The organism is Kitasatospora purpeofusca (assembly GCF_036010405.1).
GTDB lineage: Bacteria > Actinomycetota > Actinomycetes > Streptomycetales > Streptomycetaceae > Kitasatospora > Kitasatospora purpeofusca.
Map to the genome: position 1 here is coordinate 7,686,759 of NZ_CP108561.1, position 23,523 is coordinate 7,710,281.

The 23,523-nt window shown below is 73.3% G+C and carries 24 protein-coding genes and 1 riboswitch; of the genes, 12 read left to right on the top strand and 12 right to left on the bottom strand.

Translation table 11 applies throughout. The features are described 5' to 3' along the window. The first annotated feature begins 293 nt into the window (after positions 1 to 293). From OG715_RS33625 to OG715_RS33645, 5 genes are all read left to right on the top strand, one after another. Positions 294 to 1,325, top strand: coding sequence for an LLM class flavin-dependent oxidoreductase (locus OG715_RS33625; protein WP_266273513.1), 1,032 nt, complete (start codon positions 294 to 296; stop codon positions 1,323 to 1,325). A gap of 273 nt (positions 1,326 to 1,598) precedes the next feature. Continuing rightward, positions 1,599 to 2,165 (top strand): TetR/AcrR family transcriptional regulator, encoded by a 567-nt coding sequence (locus OG715_RS33630; protein ID WP_045942007.1) that lies wholly within the window; start codon positions 1,599 to 1,601, stop codon positions 2,163 to 2,165. Between the two features lie 40 nt (positions 2,166 to 2,205). Then, on the top strand, positions 2,206 to 2,805 hold the full coding sequence (locus OG715_RS33635) for a DUF4865 family protein (RefSeq protein WP_266273512.1): 600 nt from the start codon (positions 2,206 to 2,208) through the stop codon (positions 2,803 to 2,805). 16 nt (positions 2,806 to 2,821) lie between these two features. Next, complete coding sequence (locus tag OG715_RS33640; RefSeq protein ID WP_266273511.1) at positions 2,822 to 3,316, top strand: carboxymuconolactone decarboxylase family protein; 495 nt, start codon at positions 2,822 to 2,824, stop codon at positions 3,314 to 3,316. Further along, positions 3,313 to 4,233: a phosphotriesterase family protein gene (locus tag OG715_RS33645; RefSeq protein ID WP_266273510.1), complete on the top strand. Its 921-nt coding sequence runs from the start codon at positions 3,313 to 3,315 to the stop codon at positions 4,231 to 4,233. The genes OG715_RS33640 and OG715_RS33645 overlap by 4 nt, the downstream gene beginning before the upstream one ends. 40 nt (positions 4,234 to 4,273) lie before the next feature. On the opposite strand, the gene OG715_RS33650 is transcribed toward OG715_RS33645, so the two are convergent. Then, entirely contained in the window at positions 4,274 to 5,038 is a 765-nt protein-coding gene (locus OG715_RS33650; protein ID WP_266273509.1) for an SDR family NAD(P)-dependent oxidoreductase, read from the bottom strand. Between the two features lie 137 nt (positions 5,039 to 5,175). Here OG715_RS33650 and OG715_RS33655 point away from each other — a divergent pair, with 137 nt between their 5' ends. Together OG715_RS33655 and OG715_RS33660 are read left to right on the top strand one after the other, a co-directional pair. Then, positions 5,176 to 5,796, top strand: a complete 621-nt coding sequence (locus OG715_RS33655; protein WP_266273508.1) for a TetR/AcrR family transcriptional regulator — start codon at positions 5,176 to 5,178, stop codon at positions 5,794 to 5,796. A gap of 263 nt (positions 5,797 to 6,059) precedes the next feature. Further along, positions 6,060 to 7,208, top strand: coding sequence for an alpha/beta hydrolase (locus tag OG715_RS33660; RefSeq protein ID WP_266273507.1), 1,149 nt, complete (start codon positions 6,060 to 6,062; stop codon positions 7,206 to 7,208). 53 nt (positions 7,209 to 7,261) lie between these two features. Here the strand turns inward: OG715_RS33660 and OG715_RS33665 are convergent, their stop codons facing one another. Beyond that, complete coding sequence (locus OG715_RS33665) at positions 7,262 to 7,591, bottom strand: MoaF-related domain-containing protein (RefSeq protein WP_266273505.1); 330 nt, start codon at positions 7,589 to 7,591, stop codon at positions 7,262 to 7,264. 313 nt (positions 7,592 to 7,904) lie between these two features. Then, positions 7,905 to 8,070: riboswitch (cyclic di-AMP (ydaO/yuaA leader) on the top strand. Between the two features lie 2 nt (positions 8,071 to 8,072). Between OG715_RS33665 and OG715_RS33670 the strand changes: the two genes are divergently transcribed. After that, positions 8,073 to 9,362: a glycoside hydrolase family 16 protein gene (locus OG715_RS33670; RefSeq protein WP_266273504.1), complete on the top strand. Its 1,290-nt coding sequence runs from the start codon at positions 8,073 to 8,075 to the stop codon at positions 9,360 to 9,362. 27 nt (positions 9,363 to 9,389) lie between these two features. Here OG715_RS33670 and OG715_RS33675 read toward each other — a convergent pair whose 3' ends face one another. After that, complete coding sequence (locus tag OG715_RS33675) at positions 9,390 to 9,980, bottom strand: hypothetical protein (protein ID WP_327064176.1); 591 nt, start codon at positions 9,978 to 9,980, stop codon at positions 9,390 to 9,392. A gap of 166 nt (positions 9,981 to 10,146) precedes the next feature. Then, positions 10,147 to 10,887, bottom strand: a complete 741-nt coding sequence (locus tag OG715_RS33680; protein WP_266274613.1) for an IclR family transcriptional regulator — start codon at positions 10,885 to 10,887, stop codon at positions 10,147 to 10,149. A gap of 248 nt (positions 10,888 to 11,135) precedes the next feature. Here OG715_RS33680 and aceB point away from each other — a divergent pair, with 248 nt between their 5' ends. Continuing rightward, entirely contained in the window at positions 11,136 to 12,785 is a 1,650-nt protein-coding gene (gene aceB, locus OG715_RS33685; RefSeq protein WP_266273501.1) for a malate synthase A, read from the top strand. A gap of 42 nt (positions 12,786 to 12,827) precedes the next feature. Here aceB and OG715_RS33690 read toward each other — a convergent pair whose 3' ends face one another. Then, complete coding sequence (locus OG715_RS33690; RefSeq protein ID WP_266273500.1) at positions 12,828 to 13,838, bottom strand: ArsR/SmtB family transcription factor; 1,011 nt, start codon at positions 13,836 to 13,838, stop codon at positions 12,828 to 12,830. A gap of 55 nt (positions 13,839 to 13,893) precedes the next feature. Between OG715_RS33690 and OG715_RS33695 the strand changes: the two genes are divergently transcribed. After that, positions 13,894 to 15,189 carry an MFS transporter gene (locus OG715_RS33695; protein ID WP_266273499.1) on the top strand — a complete coding sequence of 432 codons (1,296 nt, stop codon included), beginning with the start codon at positions 13,894 to 13,896 and terminating at the stop codon, positions 15,187 to 15,189. Between the two features lie 273 nt (positions 15,190 to 15,462). Here the strand turns inward: OG715_RS33695 and OG715_RS33700 are convergent, their stop codons facing one another. The 7 genes from OG715_RS33700 to OG715_RS33730 form a co-directional block, all read right to left on the bottom strand. Continuing rightward, the gene (locus OG715_RS33700) at positions 15,463 to 16,848 is read right to left on the bottom strand and encodes an 8-oxoguanine deaminase (RefSeq protein WP_266273498.1); all 1,386 of its coding nucleotides are present in this window, start codon (positions 16,846 to 16,848) and stop codon (positions 15,463 to 15,465) included. A 55-nt stretch (positions 16,849 to 16,903) separates the two neighbouring features. After that, positions 16,904 to 18,373 carry a nucleobase:cation symporter-2 family protein gene (locus tag OG715_RS33705; RefSeq protein ID WP_266273497.1) on the bottom strand — a complete coding sequence of 490 codons (1,470 nt, stop codon included), beginning with the start codon at positions 18,371 to 18,373 and terminating at the stop codon, positions 16,904 to 16,906. A 216-nt stretch (positions 18,374 to 18,589) separates the two neighbouring features. Beyond that, on the bottom strand, positions 18,590 to 19,510 hold the full coding sequence (gene pucL, locus OG715_RS33710) for a factor-independent urate hydroxylase (RefSeq protein ID WP_266273496.1): 921 nt from the start codon (positions 19,508 to 19,510) through the stop codon (positions 18,590 to 18,592). A gap of 28 nt (positions 19,511 to 19,538) precedes the next feature. Next, entirely contained in the window at positions 19,539 to 19,874 is a 336-nt protein-coding gene (gene uraH, locus OG715_RS33715; RefSeq protein ID WP_266273493.1) for a hydroxyisourate hydrolase, read from the bottom strand. A 98-nt stretch (positions 19,875 to 19,972) separates the two neighbouring features. Beyond that, entirely contained in the window at positions 19,973 to 20,476 is a 504-nt protein-coding gene (gene uraD, locus OG715_RS33720; RefSeq protein ID WP_266273490.1) for a 2-oxo-4-hydroxy-4-carboxy-5-ureidoimidazoline decarboxylase, read from the bottom strand. A 203-nt stretch (positions 20,477 to 20,679) separates the two neighbouring features. Then, the gene (locus OG715_RS33725; RefSeq protein WP_266273489.1) at positions 20,680 to 21,060 is read right to left on the bottom strand and encodes a helix-turn-helix domain-containing protein; all 381 of its coding nucleotides are present in this window, start codon (positions 21,058 to 21,060) and stop codon (positions 20,680 to 20,682) included. After that, positions 21,057 to 21,368 carry a thiamine-binding protein gene (locus OG715_RS33730; RefSeq protein WP_407661142.1) on the bottom strand — a complete coding sequence of 104 codons (312 nt, stop codon included), beginning with the start codon at positions 21,366 to 21,368 and terminating at the stop codon, positions 21,057 to 21,059. The genes OG715_RS33725 and OG715_RS33730 overlap by 4 nt, the downstream gene beginning before the upstream one ends. 204 nt (positions 21,369 to 21,572) lie before the next feature. Here OG715_RS33730 and OG715_RS33735 point away from each other — a divergent pair, with 204 nt between their 5' ends. Together OG715_RS33735 and OG715_RS33740 are read left to right on the top strand one after the other, a co-directional pair. After that, positions 21,573 to 22,424: a TIM barrel protein gene (locus OG715_RS33735; protein ID WP_266273486.1), complete on the top strand. Its 852-nt coding sequence runs from the start codon at positions 21,573 to 21,575 to the stop codon at positions 22,422 to 22,424. Between the two features lie 52 nt (positions 22,425 to 22,476). Next, on the top strand, positions 22,477 to 23,364 hold the full coding sequence (locus OG715_RS33740; protein WP_266273485.1) for a 2-hydroxy-3-oxopropionate reductase: 888 nt from the start codon (positions 22,477 to 22,479) through the stop codon (positions 23,362 to 23,364). Positions 23,365 to 23,523: the final 159 nt, after the last annotated feature.

The window sequence follows — 23,523 nt, forward strand, 5'->3', positions numbered from 1 at the left end:
GGGTGCCGGGGAAGGCCCTTGCCCGGAGCGCGGACCGGTGCCTATGCTCGCGGGAGATCGTGGATCGTGCGCGTGCGAGCGGAGGGGGCCGGAGCGATGTGCGTCCGTGCCGTCGACCTGCGCTGTTGTCGCCCCCGCAGCGCCGCGTGCTGAACGCCGGTTCCCGAACTCCCGACCGGCCCCACGCGATCCGACCTCTCGGTGCTGCCCCTGCGTGAGCGGCCGATCGCGGGGCGCTCCGCCGGGCCGCCGCGCCGGCCGTCCGCCCACCGAGCGCCCCCAAGGAGACCGCTGTGCGGTTCATCGTCTCGTCCCTCGCGTCCAATGTGCCCGATCCCGTCACGGGCGTGCGGCGCACTCCGCACGAGAAGGTGCACAACATCATCGAGCAGGCCGTCACCGCCGAGCGTCTCGGCTTCGACGGCTACGGCGTGGGGGAGCGGCACGGCGAGCCGTTCCTGTCCCCGGCTCCGGCCGTGCTGCTGAGCGCCGTCGCCGCCCGCACCTCGGTGATCCGGCTGTTCACCACCGTCGCCGTGCTGTCCGTCGTGGATCCGGTCCGGGCGGCGGAGGAGTACGCCCTCGTCGACCAGATCTCCGGCGGGCGCCTTGAGTTGATCATCGGCAAGGGCAACGACCCGCGCCTCTTCGAGCAGTTCGGCCTGGCGGAGGATCGGCAGTGGGAGGCGCTCGCCGAGAACTACGGTCTGCTGCGCCGGCTCTGGCGGGAGGAGAAGGTGACCTGGGAGGGCACCACCCGGCCGCCGTTGCACGCGGTCACCACCTGGCCGCGGCCGCACCAGGAGCCGATCCCGGTCTGGCACGGCAGCGCGACCAGCACGCTCTCCACCGACCTGGCCGCCCGCTACGGCGATCCCCTGTTCTCGGCCAACACCTCGCACCCGATGGAGCAGTACAGGGCGCTGGTGGACCACTACCGGGAACGCTGGGAGCACTACGGCCGCGCCCCGGAGGACGCCCGGGTCGGCACGGGCTTCGGCGGACTGTTCGTCGCCCGGCGTTCGCAGGACGCCTTCGCCGGCTTCCGTCCGTACTGGGAGGCGATGGCGAAGTGGGCTGCGGGGCGGCGGGGCGGCTCGACGTTCACCTCGCTGGAGGACGCCGTCGAGCGCGGCTCCCTGCTGGTCGGCAGCGTGGAGCAGGTGATCGAGAAGATCCACCGCTATCACGAGGCCTTCGGCAACGAGGTGGTGGGCGTCGGCGTGGACCTGCTCACCGAGGGGGCCCAGCGCGAGCAGCTGGAGCTGTTCGCGGGGGAGGTCGCGCCGGTGGTCCGGCGTGAACTGCCGTCCCGGCGGCCGTGATCGGCGCTGACGGGACGCCGCTCCGCCGTCGGTGACGCACCGTGGCCGGCGGCGGTCCGTGAGGTGATGCGCGCCACGGTCCGCGGGCGCGTGCCGTGCGGTTTTCCTGGGGACGACGATCTCGCAGGGCTGTGGACCGCCGGGGGGCGGCCCACGGTCCACGGTCCACCGTCCACGGCCGCAGGTCGATCGGGCCGGGTCCGTGGGCGCCCCCCGGCTGCTCTGTACCTACTGGTATGTACAGCGGCTGTACCAGTAGGTACAGTGATGGCCATGGCAACCCAGGACCGCCTCATCGAGACCACCCAGGAACTCCTCTGGGAGCGCGGCTACGTCGGCACCAGCCCCAAGGCCATCCAGCAGCGGGCAGGCGTCGGCCAGGGCAGCATGTACCACCACTTCGACGGCAAGTCCGACCTCGCCGCCGCCGCCCTGCGCCGCAGCGCCGAGCAGATGCGGGCCGTCGCGGAGGCCGACCTCGCCGGTCCCGGGACGGCCTACGAGCGGGTCGCCGCCTATCTGGGGCGCGAGCGCGACGCCCTGCGCGGATGCCGGATCGGCCGGATGGCCCAGGACCCGGACGTGGTCGCCGATCCCCGGCTGCGCGCGCCGGTCGAGGAGACCTTCGACTGGCTGCGCGGGCGGCTCGCCGCCGTCATCGCGGAGGGGCAGGCGAACGGCGAACTGCGCCCCGGGGCCGAGCCCGCCGACCTCGCCGCCGCCGTGGTCGCCGTGGTGCAGGGCGGCTATGTGCTCGCCCGCGCCGCCGACAGCGCCGAACCGTTCGAGCAAGCGGCCCGCGGTGCCCTCGCCCTGTTCGCCGCCCACCGCCGCGACTGAGCGGCAGCACACCTCCCGCCGCCCGCAATCGGAGTCCACCGTGCACGCGATGCAGTACGAGATCACCCTGCCCGCCGACCACGACATGCGCACCGTCCACCACCGGATCGCCACCAAGGGCCCGCTGCTGGACAGTTGGCCCGGTCTGGGTCTCAAGGCGTACCTGGTGCGCGAACGCGGCCTGGACGGCTCGCCGGTCAACCAGTACGCGCCGTTCTACCTCTGGCGCACCACCGAGGGTCTGAACGCCTTCCTGCTCGGCCCCGGATTCCGCACCCTCTGCGCGGACTTCGGCCGGCCCGCCGTCCGGCACTGGATCGGTGCGGGCCTCCGCCGGGGTCCGGCGGCCGAGGGCTCGGGCTCGGCCGGCCCGCCCGGCCCCGTCGCCGCCACCAGGCTGACGGAACGCCTGCCGGAGGGCGCGGACCCGGCCGAGGCCGTCGAACGGGCCCTGGCCGAACTGCCCGACCACCCCGACCTGCACACCGCCGCCGTCGCCCTCGACCCGGCCCGCTGGGAGCTGCTGCGGATCGCCCTCTGGCAAGCCGTCGCCCCGGCCGGGACGCCCGGCACCCGGTACCGGGTGCACCACCTCTCCAGCCCCGAACTCGACCGGCTGCCCGTCGGCCGCCACTGGTGAAAGGACCGTCCGCCCCGTGAATCCGGCAGCCCCGACCTCGACCCGACAGCCCCATGACGCGGGCCTGGTGCCCTCCCCGTTCGACCGGGCCGCCGGTCACGCCCTGCTCGCCGAGCTGGCGGGTGACCGCACCCGGTCCGGCACGCTGGGCCCCCTCGACGAACTCGCGCCGGGCTTCGCGGACTGGATCGTCACCGCGCTCTTCGGCGGCACCTACCAGCGGCCCGGACTCGCCCTGCGGGACCGTCAGGTGGCCAACCTCGCGGCGCTCACCGCCCTCGGCGGCGTGGAGCCGCAACTCGCCGACCATGTGCGCAACAGCCTGCGGATCGGCCTGACCAGGACAGAGGTCACCGAGGTCCTGGTCCACCTCGCGCCCTACGTCGGCGTGCCCAAGGCGCTGGCCGGACTGCGCGTCGCCGCCGCCGTGTTCACCGAGGCCGAGGCCGAGGCGGAAGCCGACGCGGCCGCTGCCCCGGCGGCGCCCGGGACCGGGGGAGCGGCGGAGTGAACGCCCCCGGCCACCGCGTCCGCACCGTCCTCGGCGACCTCGATCCGGCCGGGCTCGGCGTCTGCGACGCCCACGACCACCTCTTCCTGCGCAGCCCCAGGCTGCCGGGGGAGGAACTGGACGATCCCGCCGCCGCCGAGGCGGTGCTGCGGGGCTTCGCGGCGGCCGGCGGCGGGGCGTTCGTCCAGTGGACGCCGGCCGGGATGGGACGGCGGGCCGACGCGCTCCCCGGGCTGTCCCGGGCGACGGGGGTCCACCTGGTCGCGGCCACCGGGCTCCACCAGGCGGTCCACTACGATCCGGCGGAACTCGACCGGCGGTACGAGGGCCTGGCGGGCTTCTTCACCGCCGAGCTGACCACCGGACTGCGGGGCGCTCCCGAGGGCGTGCGCGCCGGACTGATCAAAGTGGCGGGCGGCTACCACGGCCTCGACCCGCACACCCGCCGGGTGATGGCGGCGGCCGCCGAGGCGCACCACGCCACCGGCGCGCCGATCGCCGTGCACCACGAGCTCGGCACCGCCGCACCCGATGTCCTCGACCTGCTCTGCGAACGGCACGGCGTCCCGCCGGAGCGGGTGGTCCTGGGGCACCTCAACCGCTTCCCGGACCTCCGGCTGCACCGCGAACTCGCCGCCCGCGGCGCCTTCGTGGCGCTGGACGGCCCCTCGCGGGCCAACCACGCGACCGACCACCACCTCTTCGACACGGTGGCGGCCCTGGTCGAGGCCGGGTACGGCGACCGACTGCTCCTCGGCGGCGACACCACCACCCGCACCGCCCGTTCCGCTCCCGGGCCCACGCACCTGCTCACCGCCCTCGCGCCGCGGCTGGCCCGGGCGTTCGGCCCCGAGGTCCCGCACGGCATCCTCACCGCCAACCCGGCCCGGGCGTTCGCGGTGGAGTGGCGGGGCTGAGCCCCACCGCTCCACCGCGCGGGCACGGAGCCCGCCGGCGTCACATGTGGGTGCCGCCGTCGATCCGCAGCTCGGTCCCGGTGACGAAGGCGCCGTCGTCCGAGGCGAGCATGGCGATCACACCGGCGACCGTCTCCGGCCCGGCGAAGCCCTGCCCGAGCGCGGGCGAGAGCTTGGCGAGCAGGCTGAAGTCCGCGTCCGCCGGCAGGCCCGGGTTGTTGGTCATGCCGCTGTCGATGCTGCCCGGCGCGACGCACACCGCCCGCAGCCCCTGCTTGGCGTACTCGGCGGCGATCGCGTGGGTGAACGACTGGACGCCGCCCTTGGTCGCGGCGTAGGCGGCCATGTAGGGGTGGGCGAAGGCGGCGGAGGTGGAGCTGAAGTTCACCACCACACCCCGGCCGCCGGCGAGCAGCGCGGGCAGCGACTCCCTGGTCATCAGGAAGGTGCCGGTCAGGTTGACCGCGACGATCCGGTTCCAGAAGTCCAGGCCGGTTTCGTGGGTGTGGGCGGAGCGCAGGATGCCGGCCGCGTTGACCAGGACGTCCAGTCCGCCGAGCGCGGCGACCGCCCCGGCCACGACGGCCCGTACGGCGGCCTCGTCCGACACGTCCAGCACCGCCGTGGTGAGGCGGTCGGCGGTGCCGTCGGCGGTGGCGCGGTCCAGGGTGGACCTCAGGCCCTCCTCGCTGACGTCGACGGCGACGACCCGGCCGCCCTCGGCGAGGATCCGGTGCACGGTGGCCCGGCCGATGCCCGAGCCGCCGCCGGTGATCAGGACGTTCCGTCCGTCGAAGCGCTCCATGGTGGTTCTCCGTTCCGTTCGTGGTCTCTCGACCTCGCTGACACGGTACGCCCGAATGGCATGTCGTGCCAAAAAGGCTCGACATGCCGCATCGACATGAGATGCCAAGGATCCCTTCGTCCGCGTACGCTGAGCCCGTGACCGGACGTCCGACCCTGAACCAGCGCCGCCGCGAGAGCACCCGGCTGGAGATCGCCCAGGCCGCCGCCGAGCTGTTCGCCGCCCGCGGGGCCGAAGCGACCACCGCCGAGGAGATCGCCACCGCCTCGGGCATCTCGCTGCGCACCTTCTACCGCTACTTCTCGGAGAAGGAGGACGCCGTCGCCCCGCTGCTCGCGGCCGGCGGCGAACGCTGGGTGCGGCTGTTCACGGAGAGCGCCTCCGACCTGCCGGTCCGCGAGGCGCTGGAGCGTTCGGCGGCGGAGTCCCTGAGCCCGTCCGACGCGCCCGCCGCCGAGGCCCTGCGCTGGACCCGCGACCTGCTGCGCGACCCCCGGCTGGCCACGGTCTGGCAGCGGGTGCACGCCGACTCGGAGGAGCGGCTGCGGGCCGCGATCGCCGACCGCTGCCCGCCCGGCACCGACGTGCTGGAGATCCGGCTCGCCGCTGCCGCCGCGACTGCCGCGATCCGGGTCGCGCTGGAGCAGTGGGCGCGCTCCGGCGCCCCGGCCACCGGCCCCGGTTCGCCGCGCGAACTCGGTGCCCGCTGCATGCGCGAACTCACCGCCGGCCTCGACCTGTGGACCCGCGTCAACTGACGCCGCCTCCGTCACCCGCCCCGCCGCGGCGGCCGCAGCGGGCGCGGCAAAGGGCCGGAAGCACACCCCCACGGCCCGCTTCTCCTCCTCAAGACCGATGGCGTCACCGCTGGTCGGCGGGGGCGGCGGGTACTTCGGAGCGGCTACGCTGGGTGGTCGCGCCTCGGCGACGGTGCCCCGCGTGGACGGGGGAACCGGGGCGGCCCTCCCGGGTGTCCTTCCCCCGGGGGCGGGGGAGTACGAGGCGTGGGAGCAAACACGACATGGGTCTGACGAGCCACAAGGTGCTGGCACTGACCGTTCTGATCGCCGTCGCGGCGATGGTCGGGACGGTCTGGCTGTGGCCGAGACTGTCGAAGCGGAACTGGAAGGCCGTCCTCGGCCGGATCGGCGCCCTGCTCGCCACCCAGCTGGCCGTGCTCGCCGCGCTCGGCCTGGTCGCCAACAACTACTTCGCGTTCTACAGCAGCTGGGACGACCTGCTGGGCACCGGGGACAGCGGACCGGTGGTCATCCACAACAAGGTGGACGCCTCCGGCCGGCTGCGCGTCGAGACCATCGGCCACGCCGAGGTGCAGGGCGGCGGGGCGCTCGGCCGCGACCGCGACAAGTCCGGCGAGATCCGCGAGGTCCGCATCGACGGCGCCACCACCCGGCTCTCCACCGAGGGGTACGTCTACCTGCCGCCGCAGTACTTCCAGCCCGAGTACGAGCAGAAGCAGTTCCCGGTCCTGGTCGTCAGCACCGGCTTCCCCGGCATCGCCAAGAACCTCGTCACCCGCCTCAACTACCCGGGCGCGGCGCTGAAGCTGCTTCAGGAGGGGCGGATGCAGCCGACCGTGCTGGTGCTGGTGACCCCCTCGCCGGCGCTGCCCCGGGACACCGAGTGCGAGGACATCCCGGGTGCCGCGCAGTCCGAGACGTACTTCACCAAGGACGTGCCCTCGGCGGTCCAGGCGACCTACCGGGTCTCGGCCGACCCGCGGGCCTGGGCGTTCATGGGCAACTCCACCGGCGGCTACTGCGCGCTCAAGCTGGCGATGCGCCACCCCGAGGTGTTCCCGACGGCCGTCTCGCTGTCCGGCTACTACCAGGCGGCCGACGACCCGAGCACCGGTGACCTCTTCGGCGGCAGCGAACGGCGCCGCGACGAGGCCGACCTGATGTGGCGTCTCAAGAACCTGCCGCAGCCCCCGGTCTCCGTGCTGCTGGCCGGAACCCGGGAGGGCGACGGCAACTACCGGCGCGAGACCGAGGCGTTCGTGGCCGCCGCGCACGGCCCGATGAAGGTCTCCTACAGCATGCTGGAGACCGGCGGCCACAACTTCGAGACCTGGAGCAAGCTGCTCCCGTCCTCACTGGAGTGGATCTCCCAGCACCTGACCGTCCCGGCCGCGAGCCCGTCGGCCTGACCGCCCGGCCGCCGGCCCGACCGGCACGGACAGGTGTCCGCGCGGGCAGGCGCTCAGGCCACCTGCTCCAGGGTGCCGGTGTGCAGCTCGCCGACCCGGCCGCCCTCGCCCTCGTACGTCCAGAACGCGCGGACCGTCATCCGGGTCAGGTCCATGACGTGGCTCACGGTGATGCCGCTCACCTCGGTCCAGCTGACGAAGTAGAGCTGCGGTCCGACCTCGGCGACGTGCAGGGAGACGTCCTCCCACTGGCCCGCCGACTCGCCGAGGCCCTCCCAGCGCAGCCGCTTGCCGTCGGCCGAGTACGCGTTGCGGAACGCCGCGCCGTTGTCGACCCGGAACAGGAAGGTACGGCCGGCGAAGGCGGGCGGGGACGCGGTCATGGCGGGGCGGGTCTCCTCGTCTCTGGACAAGCTGTCGTGGTGCTCGCTGCGACCCGGACGGTTCCGGGCGCGGATGGATCTCCAACCTATCCGACCACCCCGCCTCCGTGGCGCACTTTCCCCGCCGGACCCGCCACTGCGGCCACCACGGCCACCTGGAACGGCCGCCCGGGGGTCCGGGGCGGCGGTGTGAGCTGCGCGACAACCACCCCCGGAAGGTTGTCCGTGCGCGGACGGCCTGCCTAGCCTGCAGGGGCTTCCGCCACAGCGGAGCCCCGCCGTCGGGACGCCGAGTCCCGTCCACCCGCCGGCCGGCAATCGAGTACCACAGCGGACGGGAGCGGGGGACCCAGGTCAGTGCCCGGCCGCGCGCTCAACGCGTGCGAGTCGTGGCTAGGGGTGAAGCCGCTCTCCGGACGGCCGGGCAACCTCGCGCCCGAACCCGACAGCTCACCTCGTAGGCGTCGCAGAGGACCCTGCCATGCCCACTGCCTCCCCGCAGCCCGCGCCGAACCGGCGCGCCCTCGGCCGCCACCCCGCGCCCCGCCACGCCCGTCCCTCCCACCGGGGCCGCACCGCCGCCCTCGCCGCCACCGGGGCGCTCGCCGTCACCGGTGCCGGACTGCTCGGCCTTCCGGCCGTGACCGGTGCCCAGGCCGCCGCCCTGCCGACCGTCACCCAGGACAAGCTCGCCCCGGCCGCCATGGTCGCGGGCAAGGCGTCCGCCGCCTCGCTGACCCTGCACTCCTCGTCCTGCTTCACCGCGAAGACCGTCGGCGTCGGCATCCGCGACGCCGCCGGGCGCAACCTCGACTTCCCCGGCAGCAAGAGCAACGTCCAGGTCTGCCCGTCCGGCCTGACGGTCACCACCGGCTCCCGCACCCTGGCGGCCGGGACGTACACCCAGTTCGGCTTCTGGCAGGACAGCAGCGGCGGCTGGCACAACCTGCCCTCCCGCCAGCTCGTCGTCCCCGCCACCACCACCCCGACGCCGACCCCCACACCCACACCCACACCCACACCCACACCCACCCCGACCCCGACGCCCACGCCCACCACCCCCGCCACGGGTGCCCCGGTAGCGGGCAAGAAGCTGACCTGGTCCGACGACTTCGACAGCCTCGCCCTCGGCTCCCGCTGGACCGCCGACCGGAGCAGCTCCTACCACTACGGCGACCACAACCCGAACGACAACAAGCTCGACTGGCTGAACAAGAACAACGTCGCCGTCTCCGGCGGCGTCGCCACCTTCACCGCCCGGCCGAGCGCGCACACCCTGGAGAACGGCAAGCAGGCCTGGGACACCGGGCTGCTCACCACCGAGTACTCCAGCGAGGGCTTCAAGGTGAAGGTCGGGGACTACATCGAGACCCGGGTCAAGCTCCCGGCCGGCACCGGTGCCTGGCCGGCGCTGTGGACGTGGAACAGCACCAGCGGCACCCACGGGGAGATCGACTCCTTCGAGTACCACAGCGACAACCCGAACCTGCTGGAGCTGACCAACCACATCAACCCGGGCCACCTGTACGTCACCGACGCCAAGGCGATCGCCCACGACCAGTGGGTCACCGTCGGCACTCACTACGGGGCCACCTCGGTCGACTGGTACATCAACGGCACCAAGGTGTTCTCCGACGGCAAGGGCGTCGGGGCCGGCTGGACCGCGTACCCGATCCTCAACCTGTCCCTGAGCGCGGGGAACTACCACCCCGCGCCCTCGGGCACCACGCCGATCACCTTCGCGGCGGACTACGTCCGGGTCTACCGCTAGCAACGCCCACCGGTCCGGGGCCGACGGTCAGACGATCGGCCTCGGACCGGTGGACTCGACGACCTCGATCGTGAACGGCTGCCGGTTGTTGCTCTCGACCCGGTCGTCGTCGCCGCGCACCGCGACGTAGCCGCCCGCCAGCGTGCCGAGGGGGACGTCGGGGGAGAGCCGGAGCGGGATCAGCGCCGTCGCGCTGCGGAACTTCGGCAGACCGGCCGGGAAGGTGCAGCGCACCCGGTGGCCGTTCTGGAACTCGTAGCAGTTCTCCGGGAAGAACGGCCCCTCGGCCGTCACCCCCGCCGGCAGGGTGATCACGACGGTGAACGGCGAGGCGGTCCGGTCCGGGCCGAGGTTGCCGACGAAGGCGTGCAGGACGGTGGTGCCGCCGGGTGCGGCCGGGTCCGGGTCGATCCGGACCACGTAGAGGTCGGAGTCCGAGGGCGCGGCCGCCACCGCCGGGTCGGCCGTCGTGCCCGGGGCAGCCTCCCCGGACACGGGCGCCTTGTCGTCCGGCGGACAGACCGCCCCGGCGGCCTGCCCGGCGGCCAGCACCGCCACCACGCACCCCGTCACCAACGACCTGCCGAGAAGCTTCCGAACGGAACCGCTGCGGGTCATCGCCGCTCACCCAACCCTTCGTGTCCGGCGCCCCGCGCCGTCGCGGGCCGCGTCCGGACCAGCGTCGCCGACGGGTCTCCGGGGCCGGGGCGACCCGCCCTCGGACGGCCCGAAGGGTGGCTCGAACGGGTGAACGCCCGGGCGTGTCGCCCGCACTGAACGTGCGTCAGGGGGCCAGGACCTGGCCCAGCCGGGCCGCGATCCCGTGCATCACCGGCACCAGTGAGGCGGTGCCGGCCTGCTCCTCCAGCGCCCTGATCCGGGCCTCCGGCCCGGAGACGGACAGCGCCGTCGGCGTCGGCGCGCCGGGGACGGCGAGGGCGATGCACCGCACCCCGATCTCCTGCTCCTGGTCGTCGACCACATAGCCGCGCTCGCGCGCCTCGGCGAGCTGCGCCATCAGCTCCTGCGGGTCGGTGACGGTGTGCGGGGTGTGCGCGGGCAGCGGGTTGGGGCCGAGGACGGCGCGCGCCTCCTCCTCGGGCAGCTGCGCCAGCAGCGCCTTGCCGACGCCGGTGCAGTGCGGCTGCACCCGGCGGCCCACCTCGGTGAACATCCGCATCGAGCGCCGCGACTGCACCTGCCCGACGTAGACCACCTCGCCGCCCTCCAGCACCGCCAGGTTGGCGGTCTCGCCGGTGGCCTCCATGAGTTCGGCCAGGTAGGGGCGGGCCCAGTTGCCGAGCAGTCGCCCGGCGGTCTCGCCGAGCCGGATCAGCCGGGGGCCGAGGGTGTAGCGGCGGGCGGTGTCCTGGCGGACATAGCCCTGCTGCGCGAGGGTACGAACCAGGCGATGGATGGTCGGCATCGGCAGTCCGGAGGAGGTGGAGAGCTCGCTGAGCGTCGCCACGCCGCCGGAGTCGGCGAGTGCCTCCAGCAGTTGGAAGGCCCGTTCGACCGACTGCACTCCGCCGCCGGTGCGCTCCGGTGCCGTCGGGGCGGGGGCCTTCGGGGCACCGCCCCCGCCGCTCGCGGCGCTCCCGCTGCTTTCGGTGCTCTCACTGCTCTCGGAGGTCGGGGCCACCGGCGTTCCCTTCGCGGTCGGAGGAGGAGTACAGTCCCAGCGATCATCTCAACAAACCGTTGAAATTCTGTATCGCGGAAACTAGTCTCCACCTTACAGAATCAAGCCCTCCACTTAGGAGTGTCCTGCTCATGGCTGCAGATCAGGGACCCGGAGCTTCCCCCACCGCTCCGGTCGTCACGGTCGCGGGTCCGCGCGTCCACCGGGCCGAGGAGGTGCTCACTCCGGAGGCGGTCGCCTTCGTCGTCGGCCTGCACCGCTCCTTCGAGGGCCGCCGCCGCGAACTGCTGGCCCGCCGCCGGGAGCGCCGCGCGGAGATCGCCCGCACCGGAACCCTGGACTTCCTGCCCGACACGGCCGGGGTCCGCGCCGCCGACTGGCGGGTCGCCGAGGCGCCCAGGGCCCTCCAGGACCGCCGGGTCGAGATCACCGGCCCCACCGACCGCAAGATGGTGATCAACGCGCTGAACTCCGGTGCGAAGGTCTGGCTCGCCGACTTCGAGGACGCCACCTCCCCGACCTGGGAGAACGTGGTGAGCGGTCAGATCAACCTGATCGACGCCTTCGAGGGCCGGATCGACTTCGCCACCGACGCGGGCAAGGCGTACACCCTGCGGCCGGCCGCCGAACTCGCCACCGTCGTGGTCCGCCCCCGCGGCTGGCACCTCGACGAGAACCATCTGCTGGTCGACGGCGAGCCGGTGGCCGGCGCGTTCCTCGACTTCGGCCTCTACTTCTTCCACAACGCCGCCCGGCTGCTCGCCCGAGGCGCAGACGACCCGAACTCCGGGCCGTACTTCTACCTGCCGAAGACCGAGAGTCACCTGGAAGCCCGGCTCTGGAACGACGTGTTCACCCACGCCCAGGCCGAGCTGGGCGTCCCGCACGGCACGATCCGCGCCACCGTGCTGATCGAGACCATCACCGCCGCCTTCGAGATGGACGAGATCCTCTACGAGCTGCGGGAGCACGCCGCCGGCCTCAACGCCGGCCGCTGGGACTACCTGTTCTCCATCGTCAAGAACTTCCGCGACGCCGGCGAGCACTACATCCTGCCCGACCGCAACACCGTCACCATGGCCTCGCCGTTCATGGCCGCCTACACCCGGCTGCTGGTGCGGACCTGCCACCGGCGCGGCGCGCACGCGATCGGCGGCATGGCCGCGTTCATCCCCAGCCGCAGGGACCCCGAGGTCAACGCGGCCGCGATGGAGAAGGTCGAGGCGGACAAGGACCGCGAGGCCGGGAACGGCTTCGACGGCTCCTGGGTCGCGCACCCGGACCTCGTCCCGGTCGCCCGCGCCTCCTTCGACGCCGTGCTCGGCGGACGCCCGCACCAGAAGGACAACCCCGGCCCGGACGGGCCGGTCACCGCCGAGCAGCTGCTCGACATCGCGGGCGCGGGCGGCAGCTGCACCCGGCACGGGCTGCACAACGCCGTCCAGGTCGGCATCCGCTACATCGAGGCCTGGCTGCGCGGCCTCGGCGCGGTCGCGATCTTCCACATGATGGAGGACGCCGCCACCGCCGAGATCTCCCGCTCGCAGATCTGGCAGTGGATCCACAACGACGTCGTCCTCGCCGACACCGGGGAGAAGGCCACCGCCGACCTGGTCCGCCGCCTGGTCGCCGAGGAACTCACCGCGCTGCGGGCCGAGGTCGGCGACGAGGTCTACGCCGCCGGGCGCTGGCGCGAGGCCGCCCAGCTCTTCGAACAGGTCGCGCTGGCCGAGGAGTTCGCGGACTTCCTGACCCTGCCCGCACTGCCCCTGCTCGGCTGAGGTCCCTGCTACCGGCCGGGCGACACTGCGCCGCCCGGCCCGTCACCCCTTGTGGCAGGTCAGCGCGTCACCGAGGGTGCTGCGCCGGTAGAGCACCCGGCGGCCGTGCCGGGTGCGGTCCAGCAGACCGGCCGAGGCCAGCGCCCCCAGATGGCGGCTGACCGCGCCGGGCGTCACCCCCAGCCGCTGGGCCAGCTCGGTGGTGCTGGCGGGCGAGGCCAGCAGGACCAGCAGCCGCGCCCGCGCCGCCCCGACCAGTCCGACCAGAGCGGCCGGCGCCCCGCCCGGCCCGGCCGCGCCGGCCAGACCCTCCGCCATGGTCGCCCGGCCGCGCGCCGGATAGGCGATCAGCGGCGGGCCGTCCTGGGTGATGTCGGTCTGCGCACCGATCCCGGCCAGCGTCGGGATCAGCACCAGGCCCCGCCCGGCCACGTCCACCGAGGTGCCCAGCGCCTGCACCGCCGGATTGCTGTCGTTCAGCCGCAGCACCCCGGCCCGCCAGGAGATCCGGCCGTCGAGGTCCGCGAACAGCCCCTCCGAACCGCGCTCCGAGAGCATCCGGCCCCGGTAGGAGAGGTCCGCCTCCAGCACCTCCCGCGCCCTCGGCCACCACGCGGGGGCCAGGCAGCGCGTCCAGTACGCCGACAGCGCCTCCGCCACCCGGTCCCGCAGCACCGCCGGACGGTCGACCAGCGCGGTCAGCACCGGCGGCAGCGGGCTCCCGTCGCCGGAGTAGGCGGCCAGCACGTCCGTCCTGACCTCCTCCGGCGGAGTCCGGGCCAGCTCCGCGAGCTCGTCGTGGAAGTCCGGCCGCGGCACCGCCGGGCGGGGTGTCAGGAAGTCCGGGACAAAGGCGTTCGGCGTGATCAGCGCGTCCAGCAGCGCGGTGTCCAGGGTCTCCCAGCGGTCCTGCCAGCCGGCGATCCAGGGCTGCTGCTCCGGGTAGTACCACGTCCAGCGGCGCGCGCGCAGGCCCAGCACCGTCTCCTGCAGGGGGGAGTAGGCGAACCAGGTGGCGGCGAGGTCCTCGACCCCGAGGCGGAACTCGAACATTGACCGTAACGGTAAAAGAATTCCGCCCGTCCGGGAACCCCGCTGTGCTTGCTCCATGACCTCCTCCCCCCGCACGGGGGCGCCCCCGCGCGCCTCCGGCCGCCGCCTCCTGCCCACCGACCCGCTGCTGCGCAGACTCGTCCTGATGGGGCTGGTGAACTCCGTCGGGGACGGGCTCTTCGTCACGGTGAACGTGCTGTTCTTCACCCGCTCCGTCGGTCTGACGCCCACCTCGGTGGCGCTCGGCCTCACCGTCGCCAGCGTGTGCGGGGTGTTCTCCGGGGTGCCGATGGGGCGGCTCGCCGACCGGGTCGGGAGCAAGCGGCTGCTGCTGGTGGTCGGGCCGCTGGAGGCGGCGGCCGTGCTCGGCTACGCCTTCGTGCACTCCTTCGCCGCCTTCGTGGTGCTGACCTGCGCCGCGACGGTGCTGGGGCGCGGGGCGGCGGCGGTGCGCAGCGCGCTGATCGCCCGGGCGCTGCCCGCCGAGGGGCAGGTGCGGGCGCGGGCGCTGCTGCGCTCGGTGATGAACGCGGGCCTGGTGGTCGGCTCCGGTGGTGCGGCGCTCGCGCTGCAGGCCGACAGCTACACCGGGTACGTGACCGTGCTGGTGCTGGACGCGGTGAGCTTCCTGGGCGTGACGCTGCTGCTGGCGGGCCTGCCGGTGTCGGCGACGGCTGCCAGTGCCACCGGCGGCAGGGGTGCCGCCGCCGACGACCCGCGCGGGCCGCGGACGGCGCTGCGCGACCGCCGGTACCTGCTGGTCACGGCGCTGCACGCGGTGCTGGAGCTCCAACTCGCCGTGCTGACGGTGGGGTTGCCGCTGTGGATCGTGCTCGGCACCGGGGCTCCGGCGGCGATGGTCGCGGCGGTCAACGTGGTCAACTGCCTGCTGGTGGTGGTGTTCCAGGTGCGGGCGAGCCGGGGCGTGACCGATGTGCCGTCGGCGGCGCGGGCGTGCGAGCGCGGGGCGCTGCTGCTGGCGGGCGGGTGCCTGGTCTACGCGGCGGCGCAGTACGGCCCGGCGTGGGCGGCGGCCGGAGCGCTGCTGGTGGGGGCGCTGGTGCACACCCTGGGCGAACTGCTGACCTCGGCCGGCGGTTGGACGCTCAGCCTGGACCTGGCGGACCCGCGCTCGCACGGCGAGTACCAGGGGGTGTTCATGAGCGGGCAGGCGGCCGCGCATGTGATCGGGCCGCTGGTCGTCACGCTGACGGCGGTGGACCACGGGGCGGTCGGCTGGGTGGTGCTGGCGGGGGTGTTCGCGCTCGCCGGACCGGCGCTGACGGCGGCGGTGCGGGGCGCGGGCCCGGGTACGGGTGCGGCCCCGGGCCCGGCGGTCCGCGTCGGCTGAGCCCGGTCCGGCCTGTCGGGCACGGGCCCGGCCTGTCGCGCACCGGTGCGGGCGCCCCACGGGGGTGGGAGCCGGCTCCGGTGCGGCGGCACGCCGCGGCCCCGGACCCTCGCCGTGGGTCCGGGGCCGCGGTCCACCGGCCGGGCGGACCGGACCGGGAGGGTCCGGGGCCGTCCGGCCGACGGAGTCCGGGTGACGCACCGTCCCTGGGGCGGCCCGGAGTTCGGGTGGAGAGCGGTTCCCGGTGAGCGGTGGGAAGAAGCGGACCGACTGTCAGATCGGCCTGGCGGCAAGCTCCTTGGCGGCCCGGGCGCAGGCATGCGCGATCCGGTCCTCGTTCACCGTGGTGAGCTGCCCCTTCTCGACGACGGCGTTGCCGTTGACGAAGAGCACGGCCAGCGGCGGCAGCGCGCCGAGGGCGAGCGCGGCGACCGGGTCGGCGATCGAGGAGTGCATGATGCCGTCGACCTTCCACAGCGCGAGGTCGGCGAGCTTGCCGGCCTCGATCGAGCCGATCTCGTTGTGCCGGCCGAGCACCCGGGCGCCGCCCATGGTGCCCAGGCGCAGCGCCTGCCGGGCGGTGAGCGCGGTGGGGGTGCCGTGCAGCCGGTTGATCAGCAGGGCGTTGCGCAGCTCGGTGCCGAGTTCGCCGGACTCGTTGGAGGCGGTGCCGTCGACGCCGAGGCCGACCGGGACGCCGGCCGCCAGCATGTCGGGGACCCGCGCGATCCCGGCGGCCAGCCGGGCGTTGGAGGAGGGGCAGTGGGCGACGCCGGTCCCGGTCTCGGCGAACTTGGCGATGTCGGAGTCGTTCATGTGGACGCAGTGCGCCATCCAGACGTCCTCGCCGAGCCAGCCGACCGACTCGAAGTAGTCGGTCGGGCCCATGCCGAACAGCTCCTTGCAGAAGGCCTCCTCCTCGGCCGTCTCGGAGCCGTGGGTGTGCAGTCGGACGCCCTTGCGGCGGGCGAGTTCGGCGGACTCGCGCAGCAGCCGGGTGGAGACCGAGAACGGCGAGCAGGGCGCGAGCGCGATCTGCAGCATCGAGTCGGCGGAGGCGTCGTGGTAGCGGTCGACGGCCTCCTCGGAGGCGGCGAGGATCGCGTCCAGCTCCTCGACGGCGTGGTCCGGGGGCAGGCCGCCGTCCTTCTTGCTGCGGTCCATCGAGCCGCGCAGCGCGGTGAACCGCAGGCCCAGCTCCTGGACGGCCTCGATCTCGGCGCCGAGGATGTCGCCGCCGTCCTTGGGGAACACGTAGTGGTGGTCGGCGGCGGTGGTGCAGCCGGACTTGAGGAGCGCGGCGGCGGAGCCCTGGGCGGCGGCGTGCACGAGCCGGTCGTCGATCCGGGCCCAGGTCGGGTAGAGGGCGACCAGCCAGTCGAAGAGGATGTTGTCCTGGGCCAGGCCGCGGGTGATCCACTGGTAGAAGTGGTGGTGGGTGTTGACCAGGCCGGGGGTGACGAGGTGGCCCTCGGCGTTGATCCGGCGTACCACGTTGTCCAGCCAGCCCGGGGCGGGGCCGTCGCCGACCGACTCGATCCGGTTGCCGAGCAGGACCACGTGGCCGCGGGCGTACTCGGTGTCGTGGGCGTCGACGGTGGCGATCGCGGCGTTCTCGATGACGATCCGCTGATCGGCGGGCGGGGGCTGGACTGCCATGGTGACTCCAAGGGGGAGGGCCGGGCGGGCACGGTGCGCATGCCCGCCCGGTGGGTCAGGACGGTGACGGGGTCGCCGTCGGCACCGACGGGTCGGAGGACCCCTCGGCGGTGGCCCGGCGGGCGGCGCCGAGGTGGTGGAACAGTAAGTTGAGCAGGACGGCCGCGACGCAGCCGGCTGAGATGCCGGAGTGGAGCAGGGTGCGGGCGGCCTCCGGGAAGGCGTCGTAGAAGGTCGGCGCGGCGATCGGGACGATGCCGACGCCGAGCGAGACCGACACCAGGACGGTGTTGGCGCCCGAGTCCAGGCCGGCCTCCGCGAGGGTGCGGATGCCGCTGGCGGCGACCGTGCCGAAGAGCACGATCCCGGCGCCGCCCAGGACGGGCTGCGGGACGAGCGAGACGACCGCGCCGAGCACCGGGAAGAGCCCGAGCAGGACGAGCAGTCCGCCGCCGGTGGCGACCACGAAGCGGCTGCGGATCCCGGTCAGCGCGACCAGCCCGATGTTCTGGGCGAAGGCGCTGGCGGCGAAGCCGTTGAAGACCGGGCTGACGGCGGTGGCGAGACCGTCGGCGCGGAGTCCGGCGGCGAGGGTCTTCTCGTCGGCCTCGCGGTCGACGATCCGTCCCAGGGCGAGCATGTCGGCGGTGGACTCGGTCATGGCGACCACCATGACGATGCACAGCGAGGCGATCGCGGCGGCGTCGAAGATCGGCGCGCCGAAGTGGAAGGGCGAGGGCAGGGCGAAGATCCGGGCCTCGTGGACGGCGCCGAAGTCGGCCAGCCCGAGCGGGAAGGCGAGCAGGGTGCCGACCGCCAGGCCGACGAGCAGGGAGAGCTGCTGCCAGAAGCCGCGCAGCAGCCGGTTGCCGAGGACCACCGCGCCGAGGGTGAGCGCGGCCAGCCCGATGGCCTTGGTGGAGCCGTAACCGGGGGCGTCCGGCGAACCGCCGCGGGCCCAGTTGACGGCCACCGGCAGCAGGGACACCCCGATGAGGGTGATCACGGTGCCCTGGACGACCGGGGGGAAGAACCTGATCAGCTTGCAGAAGTACGGTGCCGCGAGGAGGCACAGGATCCCCGCGACGATCACCGCGCCGAAGATCACCGGGAGGGCGTCCTTCGGCCCGTGCTCCTTGGCGATGGCGATCATGGGGGCGACGCCGGCGAACGAGACGCCGTTGACGAACGGCAGCCGGGCGCCGATCCGCCAGAAGCCGATGGTCTGGAGCAGGGTGGCCAGTCCGGCGGTGAACAGGCTGGCCGATATCAGGAGGGCGAGTTCGGCGGGGGTGAGGCCCACGCCGGCGCCGACGATGAGCGGGGGAGCGACGACTCCCGCGTACATCGCGGCCACGTGCTGGAGCCCGCTGGTGAGGAGCCTCACCGGGGGCAGGAGCTGGTCCACGGGGTGGACCTCCGGTCCGGACGGCGTGCCGGCGGGGCGTGCCGGTGCGCCGTCCGGGCCGGGTGTTCTCGCAGGGGTGGAACCGCCGTCGTTGCTGCCGGTGGTGCTGGGTGCCATGTCGAGCCCCTCTTGTGCCTCGGCTCTCGGCGCGCCCGTGACGCTGGAGGTGTCCCCCGAGGGCGGGGACGGCGGTGCAGGAGTCCCTCGGGGCGGGTTCTCCAGCTCCCCGGGCCGGCCGCCGTGAGGCTGGGCACGGTCTCCGATGGGTGGGGGTGGAGAAGCAGGTGGGTGCAGGTGCAGGAGGTGGTGCGGGAGGTGATGCGGTCGGCGTGTTCAGACGACCGGGATCACCGGTACGACGCCCTCGCGGTGCACGGTGCCCTCGATGAGCCCGTACATCCGGTCGGCGGCGTAGTAGACCTCGTTCTCGTTCTTGAGTCCGAACGGTTCCAGGTCGACCAGGAAGTGGTGCTTGTTGGGGAGTTCGAGCCGGACCTCGTCGACCTCGGTGCGGTTGTTGAGGACGCGGGTGCCCATCCCGTGCAGGGTCTGCTGCAGCGAGTAGGAGTAGGTCTCGGCGAAGGCCTCCAGCAGGTGCCGCTTGATGTGGGTGTAGCTGCGGTTCCAGTTGGGCTGGGCCTCGTCGTCACGGCCGGTGAAGCCGTACTTCCAGCGGGCGGTGACCTGGGTCGCGAGGATCCGGTCGTACGCCTCCTGGAGGGTGGTGTACTTGTCCTTGATGTAGCCCCAGAACTCCGAGTTGGTGGAGTTCAGCACGACCAGGTCCTTCAGTCCGGAGATCACCTGGACGGAGTCCCCGTCGTAGACGATCTCGCTGGTGCGGACCTCCTGGCCGGTGCGGACGAAGGAGTGCCCGACCTCCTCGGAGCCGATGAAGCGGGCGCTGCTGTCGGGGGTGCGGATCCGGTCCCAGGAGTACTCCTCGATCCGGATCCGGGCCCGGCGCACGACACCGCGCTCGGTGTCGTCGACGAAGTGCCGGGCCAGGAGGATGCCGAAGGCCTCGGCCGAGTCGATCCCGTACTCCTTGGCGAAGGCGAAGACGGTGTTCTTGGTGGTGTCGGTGGGCAGGCAGTTGGCGTTCGACCCGGTGAGGTGGACGTCGTCGAACTCGCCGGAGAGGGCGACCGAGACGTTCAGGTCCTTGATCTCGTGGCGGGTCGAGTCGCGGTAGACGCGGACGATCCGGTTCTCCGCCTTGCCGTACTGGTTCTGACCGAGCACGTGGGCCATGACATGGCTCCCATATCAATCGATCGGTCTAGCTTCCGCGGTAGACCGAGTATCCGAACGGGTTCAGCAGCAACGGCACGTGGTAGTGGTGCTGCGCGGGCGCGACCGTGAAGACGATCGTGACCTCGGGGAAGAACGGCGGCTCCGCGGACTTCCGGGCGAAGTACGCGCCGGTGTCGAAGAGCAGCCGGACGACCGAGCCCGCCTCCACGGCCGGCAGGTCCTTGGCCCGGCCGTCGGAGTCCGTGGCGCAGGTGCCGAGCACCTGCCAGCCACCCTCGGTTTGCAGTGCGAGCTCGACCGGGACGCCCTCGACCGGGCGGCCGAGGCTGGTGTCGAGCACGTGGGTGGAGATGCCAGTCATGGGTGAGGTGACCTTACTGATGGCAGAGGTGGTGCGGGGGACGCGGAGGTGCTGCGTCAGTGATACCTGAGGCCGCGCCGGAGGCGTCCGACCGACCGTCAGTTGTCGTCGAGCAGCCGGTTGATCCGGATGTCGTTGATCTTGCGCAGCTCGCCCCGGACGATCTCCGCCTCGGTGGCGGGATCGTCGGGCAGGCGCTCGCGCAGGGCGTCGAGCATCGTGGCCGCGGTGCGGCCGGTCGCGCAGATCAGGAACACATGGCCGAACTTGGCCTCGTAGGCGGCGTTGGCCCGGCGCAGTTCGTCGAGCAGGGCCTCGTCGGCGCCGTGGACGCCGGCCTGCTCGCGCTCGGAGGTGGCGTCGCCCGGCTTGGGCGCGCCGATCCGGGCGTGGCCGGCCATCGCTTCGTGCAGGTCGGGGACGGAGAGCCCGGCCATCGCCTCGGCGTTGGCCTCGAGCAGGGCCCGGCGGTCCTTCCACGGACGGGCCGCCGCGACGGCGTCCGCCCAGTTGGGGCTGGTGCAGACGTCCAGCAGGATCTCCCTGAGCTCGACGGCGTCGGCCGCCGCCAGGGCGTCAAGGGCGTGGGGGTGGTTGGTCACGGGTGGACCTCCTGGAGAGTGGTGCCACCCGCACAAGCTAGATCGGCGGGATCAGGCCGTCAACACTTTGTTGAACTGTTGGTGGTTGCGTTTCGCGACGGCCCTGGTCGCGGGGTGTTTCGTGTGTGATGAGACAAGTGCGCCCCGCCGGGGCCCGGGCAAGACTGGCCGGGCCCCGGTGGGGCGCACCCCTGCGGGAGGGGTCAGTTCGGCTTCGCGCCGTCCTGGCGGTTGAGGTAGTTGTACACGGTGAAGCGGCTCACGCCGAGCGCCGTGGCGACCGTCTCGACGCCGTGGCGGACGGTGAAGGCGCCGCGCTCCTCCAGCAGCGCGACCACGCGCTGCTTCTCCCAGCGGTCCAGCTCGGTCAGCGGGCGGCCGTCGAACTGGCGGGCCATCTCGGTCAGCAGGCGGTCCAGTGCGCTGCTGAGGTGCGGCAGCCGGACGGCCAGCGCCCGTTCGCCCTCCCACTCCAGGACGACGTCCTCGGCCTTCGCCTCGTCCAGGGGGACGGGCGTCGCGCCGACCGCGTCCAGCAGCGGCTTGATCGCCGCGGCGAGCGGGTGTTCGGTCTGCTCGGTCACGGCGTACCGCCCTCCCCGGCTGCGCTCTCGTTCCCGGCCTCGGCTGCGGCTGCGGCCTCGGGCTCGGCCTCGGCTTCGGCCTCTGCGAGGACGCTGACCTGGACCGAGATCCGGGTCGCGCCGGCGTCCAGGCTCTCCCGGAGCAGCTTGGACACGGCCTCCAGGATCCGGTCCGCCTCGCCCTCGGCGCCGGTGCCGAAGGGGCCCACCGCGACGTCGAGGCCCGCCTCGTCGACCACCTTGCGGGCCGCCACGGCGTGCGGCGGGAACGTGTCCAGTTCGAACGGTTCTGTCGTGAACTCCACCATCAATCGCACGCGGCCACTCTAGCGAGCGCGGGTGCGGCGGTGGGTCGGTCAAGGGGGCCCGGCCTGCGGGCGGAGCACTTCAACAATTTGTTGCAGATGCCTTGACAGTCGCTCGATGCCCCGGACATGCTTCCACCAGACAGAATCCCTCTTCCGGATCGTGGAAGTTGCGGATGTCGGAAGAGAGATTACGAGGTGATGGACATGGCCGCCGGAACGAGCGCCGCCGCCCGGCACAGCTTCACGGTCAACCTGTCGATCCTGTTCGGCGAGCTCCCGCTGCTGGAGCGCCCGGCCGCGGCCGCCGCCGCCGGCTTCACCGCCGCCGAGCTGTGGTGGCCGTTCGGCGAGGAGCACGACCCGTCCGAGGCCGAACTCGACGCGCTGCGCAAGGCCTTCACCGACGCCGGGGTCCGCCTCACCGGTCTCAACTTCCTCGACGACCTGACCCGGGGCGCCCGGGGCACCGTCTCGCTGCCCTCGGAGCGCGAGCGCTTCCGGGCCAATGTGCCGGTCACCGCCGCGCTCGCCGCCTCGCTCGGCACCCCGGCGCTGAACGCCCTCTACGGCAACCGCGTCGAGGGCGTCGACCCGGCCGAGCAGGACGCGCTCGCCCTGGAGAACCTCGTGCTCGCCGCCCGGGCCGCCCACGGCATCGGCGCGATCCTGCTGGTCGAGGCCCTGAACCGGCCGGAGTCCCCGGACTACCCGCTGGTCTCCGCCGCCGCCGCGGTCGAGGTGGTGGACAAGGTCAACGCCGCCACCGGCCTGGGCAACGCCAAGTTCCTCTGCGACCTCTACCACCTGGCCCGCAACGGCGAGGACCTCGCCGAGGTCATCGACACCTACGCCGACCGGATCGGCCACGTGCAGATCGCCGACACCCCCGCCCGCAACGAGCCGGGCACCGGCGGACTCGACTTCGAGGACCTCCTCGCCCGCCTCACCGCGGCCGGTTACACCGGCCGGATCGGCCTGGAGTACCGGCCGTCCACCGGCGTCAGCGCCGACAGCTTCGAGTGGCTCGCACGGGAGCACCGCGCGGCGGCGCTCTGATCCCTTCCCCTCCCTCCGCACCCCGCACGCACGCAACAGAAGGAACGACGCGATGAGCCGCAAGATCGCCTTCATCGGCCTCGGCATCATGGGCAGCCCGATGGCGGCCAACCTGGTCCGGGCCGGCCACCACGTCACCGGCTACAACCTCACCCAGCCGCAGATCGACGCCCTGGTCGCGGCCGGCGGCCACGGGGCCACCAGCATCGCCGACGCGGTGAAGGACGCCGAGGTCGTGATCACCATGGTCCCGGCGGACCCGCACGTCGAGCAGGCCGTGCTGGGCGAGGGCGGCGTCCTGGAGCACGCCCGGCCGGGCACCCTCCTCATCGACATGTCGAGCATCACCCCGCAGACCTCGATCAAGGTCGAGGCCGCCGCGAAGGAGAAGGGCGTCCGGGCCCTGGACGCCCCGGTCTCCGGCGGTGAGGCGGGCGCGGTCGAGGCCGTGCTGTCGATCATGGTCGGTGGCGCCGCCGAGGACTTCGCCGAGGCCGAGCCGCTGTTCGCCTCGCTCGGCACCACCGTGGTCCACGTCGGCCCGGCCGGCGCCGGCCAGACCGTCAAGGCCGCCAACCAGCTGATCGTCGCGGTCAACATCCAGGTGCTGGCCGAGGCCGTGGTCTTCCTGGAGAACGCGGGCGTGGACCTCGCCGCCGCGCTGGACGTGCTCGGCGGCGGCCTGGCCGGCTCCACGGTGCTGAACCGCAAGAAGGCCAACATGCTGGACCGCGAGTTCGCCCCCGGCTTCCGGATCGACCTGCACCACAAGGACATGGGCATCGTCACCGACGCCGCCCGGGCCGTCGGCGCGGCGCTTCCGGTCGGCGCGGTCGTCGCCCAGCTGGTCGCCTCCGCCCGCGCCAACGGCGACGGCTCCCTCGACCACTCGGCGCTGCTGCGCGGCGTCGAGCGGCTCTCCGGTCGCGAGGTGAAGTAGCCCCTCCGGCCGGCGGGGCGGAGCGTCCCCGCCGGCCCCCACAGCTCCTCCCGGTGGCGTGACCTGTCCGGTCGTGCCCGCGCCACCGGGAGGCCGACCGGCGGCCGACGGCCGACGGCGTTCGTCGGCCGCCGGCCGACTCCAGACCCGATCGGCGGG

Bases quoted from the DNA above. Each gene is read 5' to 3' on its own strand.
- OG715_RS33630 (WP_045942007.1), top strand. From the start codon at position 1,599: ATGGCAACCCAGGACCGCCTCATCGAGACCACCCAGGAACTCCTCTGG.
- OG715_RS33650 (WP_266273509.1), bottom strand. From the start codon at position 5,038: ATGGAGCGCTTCGACGGACGGAACGTCCTGATCACCGGCGGCGGCTCG.
- OG715_RS33660 (WP_266273507.1), top strand. From the start codon at position 6,060: ATGGGTCTGACGAGCCACAAGGTGCTGGCACTGACCGTTCTGATCGCC.
- OG715_RS33665 (WP_266273505.1), bottom strand. From the start codon at position 7,591: ATGACCGCGTCCCCGCCCGCCTTCGCCGGCCGTACCTTCCTGTTCCGG.
- OG715_RS33670 (WP_266273504.1), top strand. From the start codon at position 8,073: ATGCCCACTGCCTCCCCGCAGCCCGCGCCGAACCGGCGCGCCCTCGGC.
- OG715_RS33675 (WP_327064176.1), bottom strand. From the start codon at position 9,980: ATGACCCGCAGCGGTTCCGTTCGGAAGCTTCTCGGCAGGTCGTTGGTG.
- aceB (WP_266273501.1), top strand. From the start codon at position 11,136: ATGGCTGCAGATCAGGGACCCGGAGCTTCCCCCACCGCTCCGGTCGTC.
- OG715_RS33690 (WP_266273500.1), bottom strand. From the start codon at position 13,838: ATGTTCGAGTTCCGCCTCGGGGTCGAGGACCTCGCCGCCACCTGGTTC.
- OG715_RS33695 (WP_266273499.1), top strand. From the start codon at position 13,894: ATGACCTCCTCCCCCCGCACGGGGGCGCCCCCGCGCGCCTCCGGCCGC.
- OG715_RS33700 (WP_266273498.1), bottom strand. From the start codon at position 16,848: ATGGCAGTCCAGCCCCCGCCCGCCGATCAGCGGATCGTCATCGAGAAC.
- OG715_RS33705 (WP_266273497.1), bottom strand. From the start codon at position 18,373: ATGGCACCCAGCACCACCGGCAGCAACGACGGCGGTTCCACCCCTGCG.
- pucL (WP_266273496.1), bottom strand. From the start codon at position 19,510: ATGGCCCACGTGCTCGGTCAGAACCAGTACGGCAAGGCGGAGAACCGG.
- uraH (WP_266273493.1), bottom strand. From the start codon at position 19,874: ATGACTGGCATCTCCACCCACGTGCTCGACACCAGCCTCGGCCGCCCG.
- OG715_RS33730 (WP_407661142.1), bottom strand. From the start codon at position 21,368: ATGGTGGAGTTCACGACAGAACCGTTCGAACTGGACACGTTCCCGCCG.
- OG715_RS33735 (WP_266273486.1), top strand. From the start codon at position 21,573: ATGGCCGCCGGAACGAGCGCCGCCGCCCGGCACAGCTTCACGGTCAAC.
- OG715_RS33740 (WP_266273485.1), top strand. From the start codon at position 22,477: ATGAGCCGCAAGATCGCCTTCATCGGCCTCGGCATCATGGGCAGCCCG.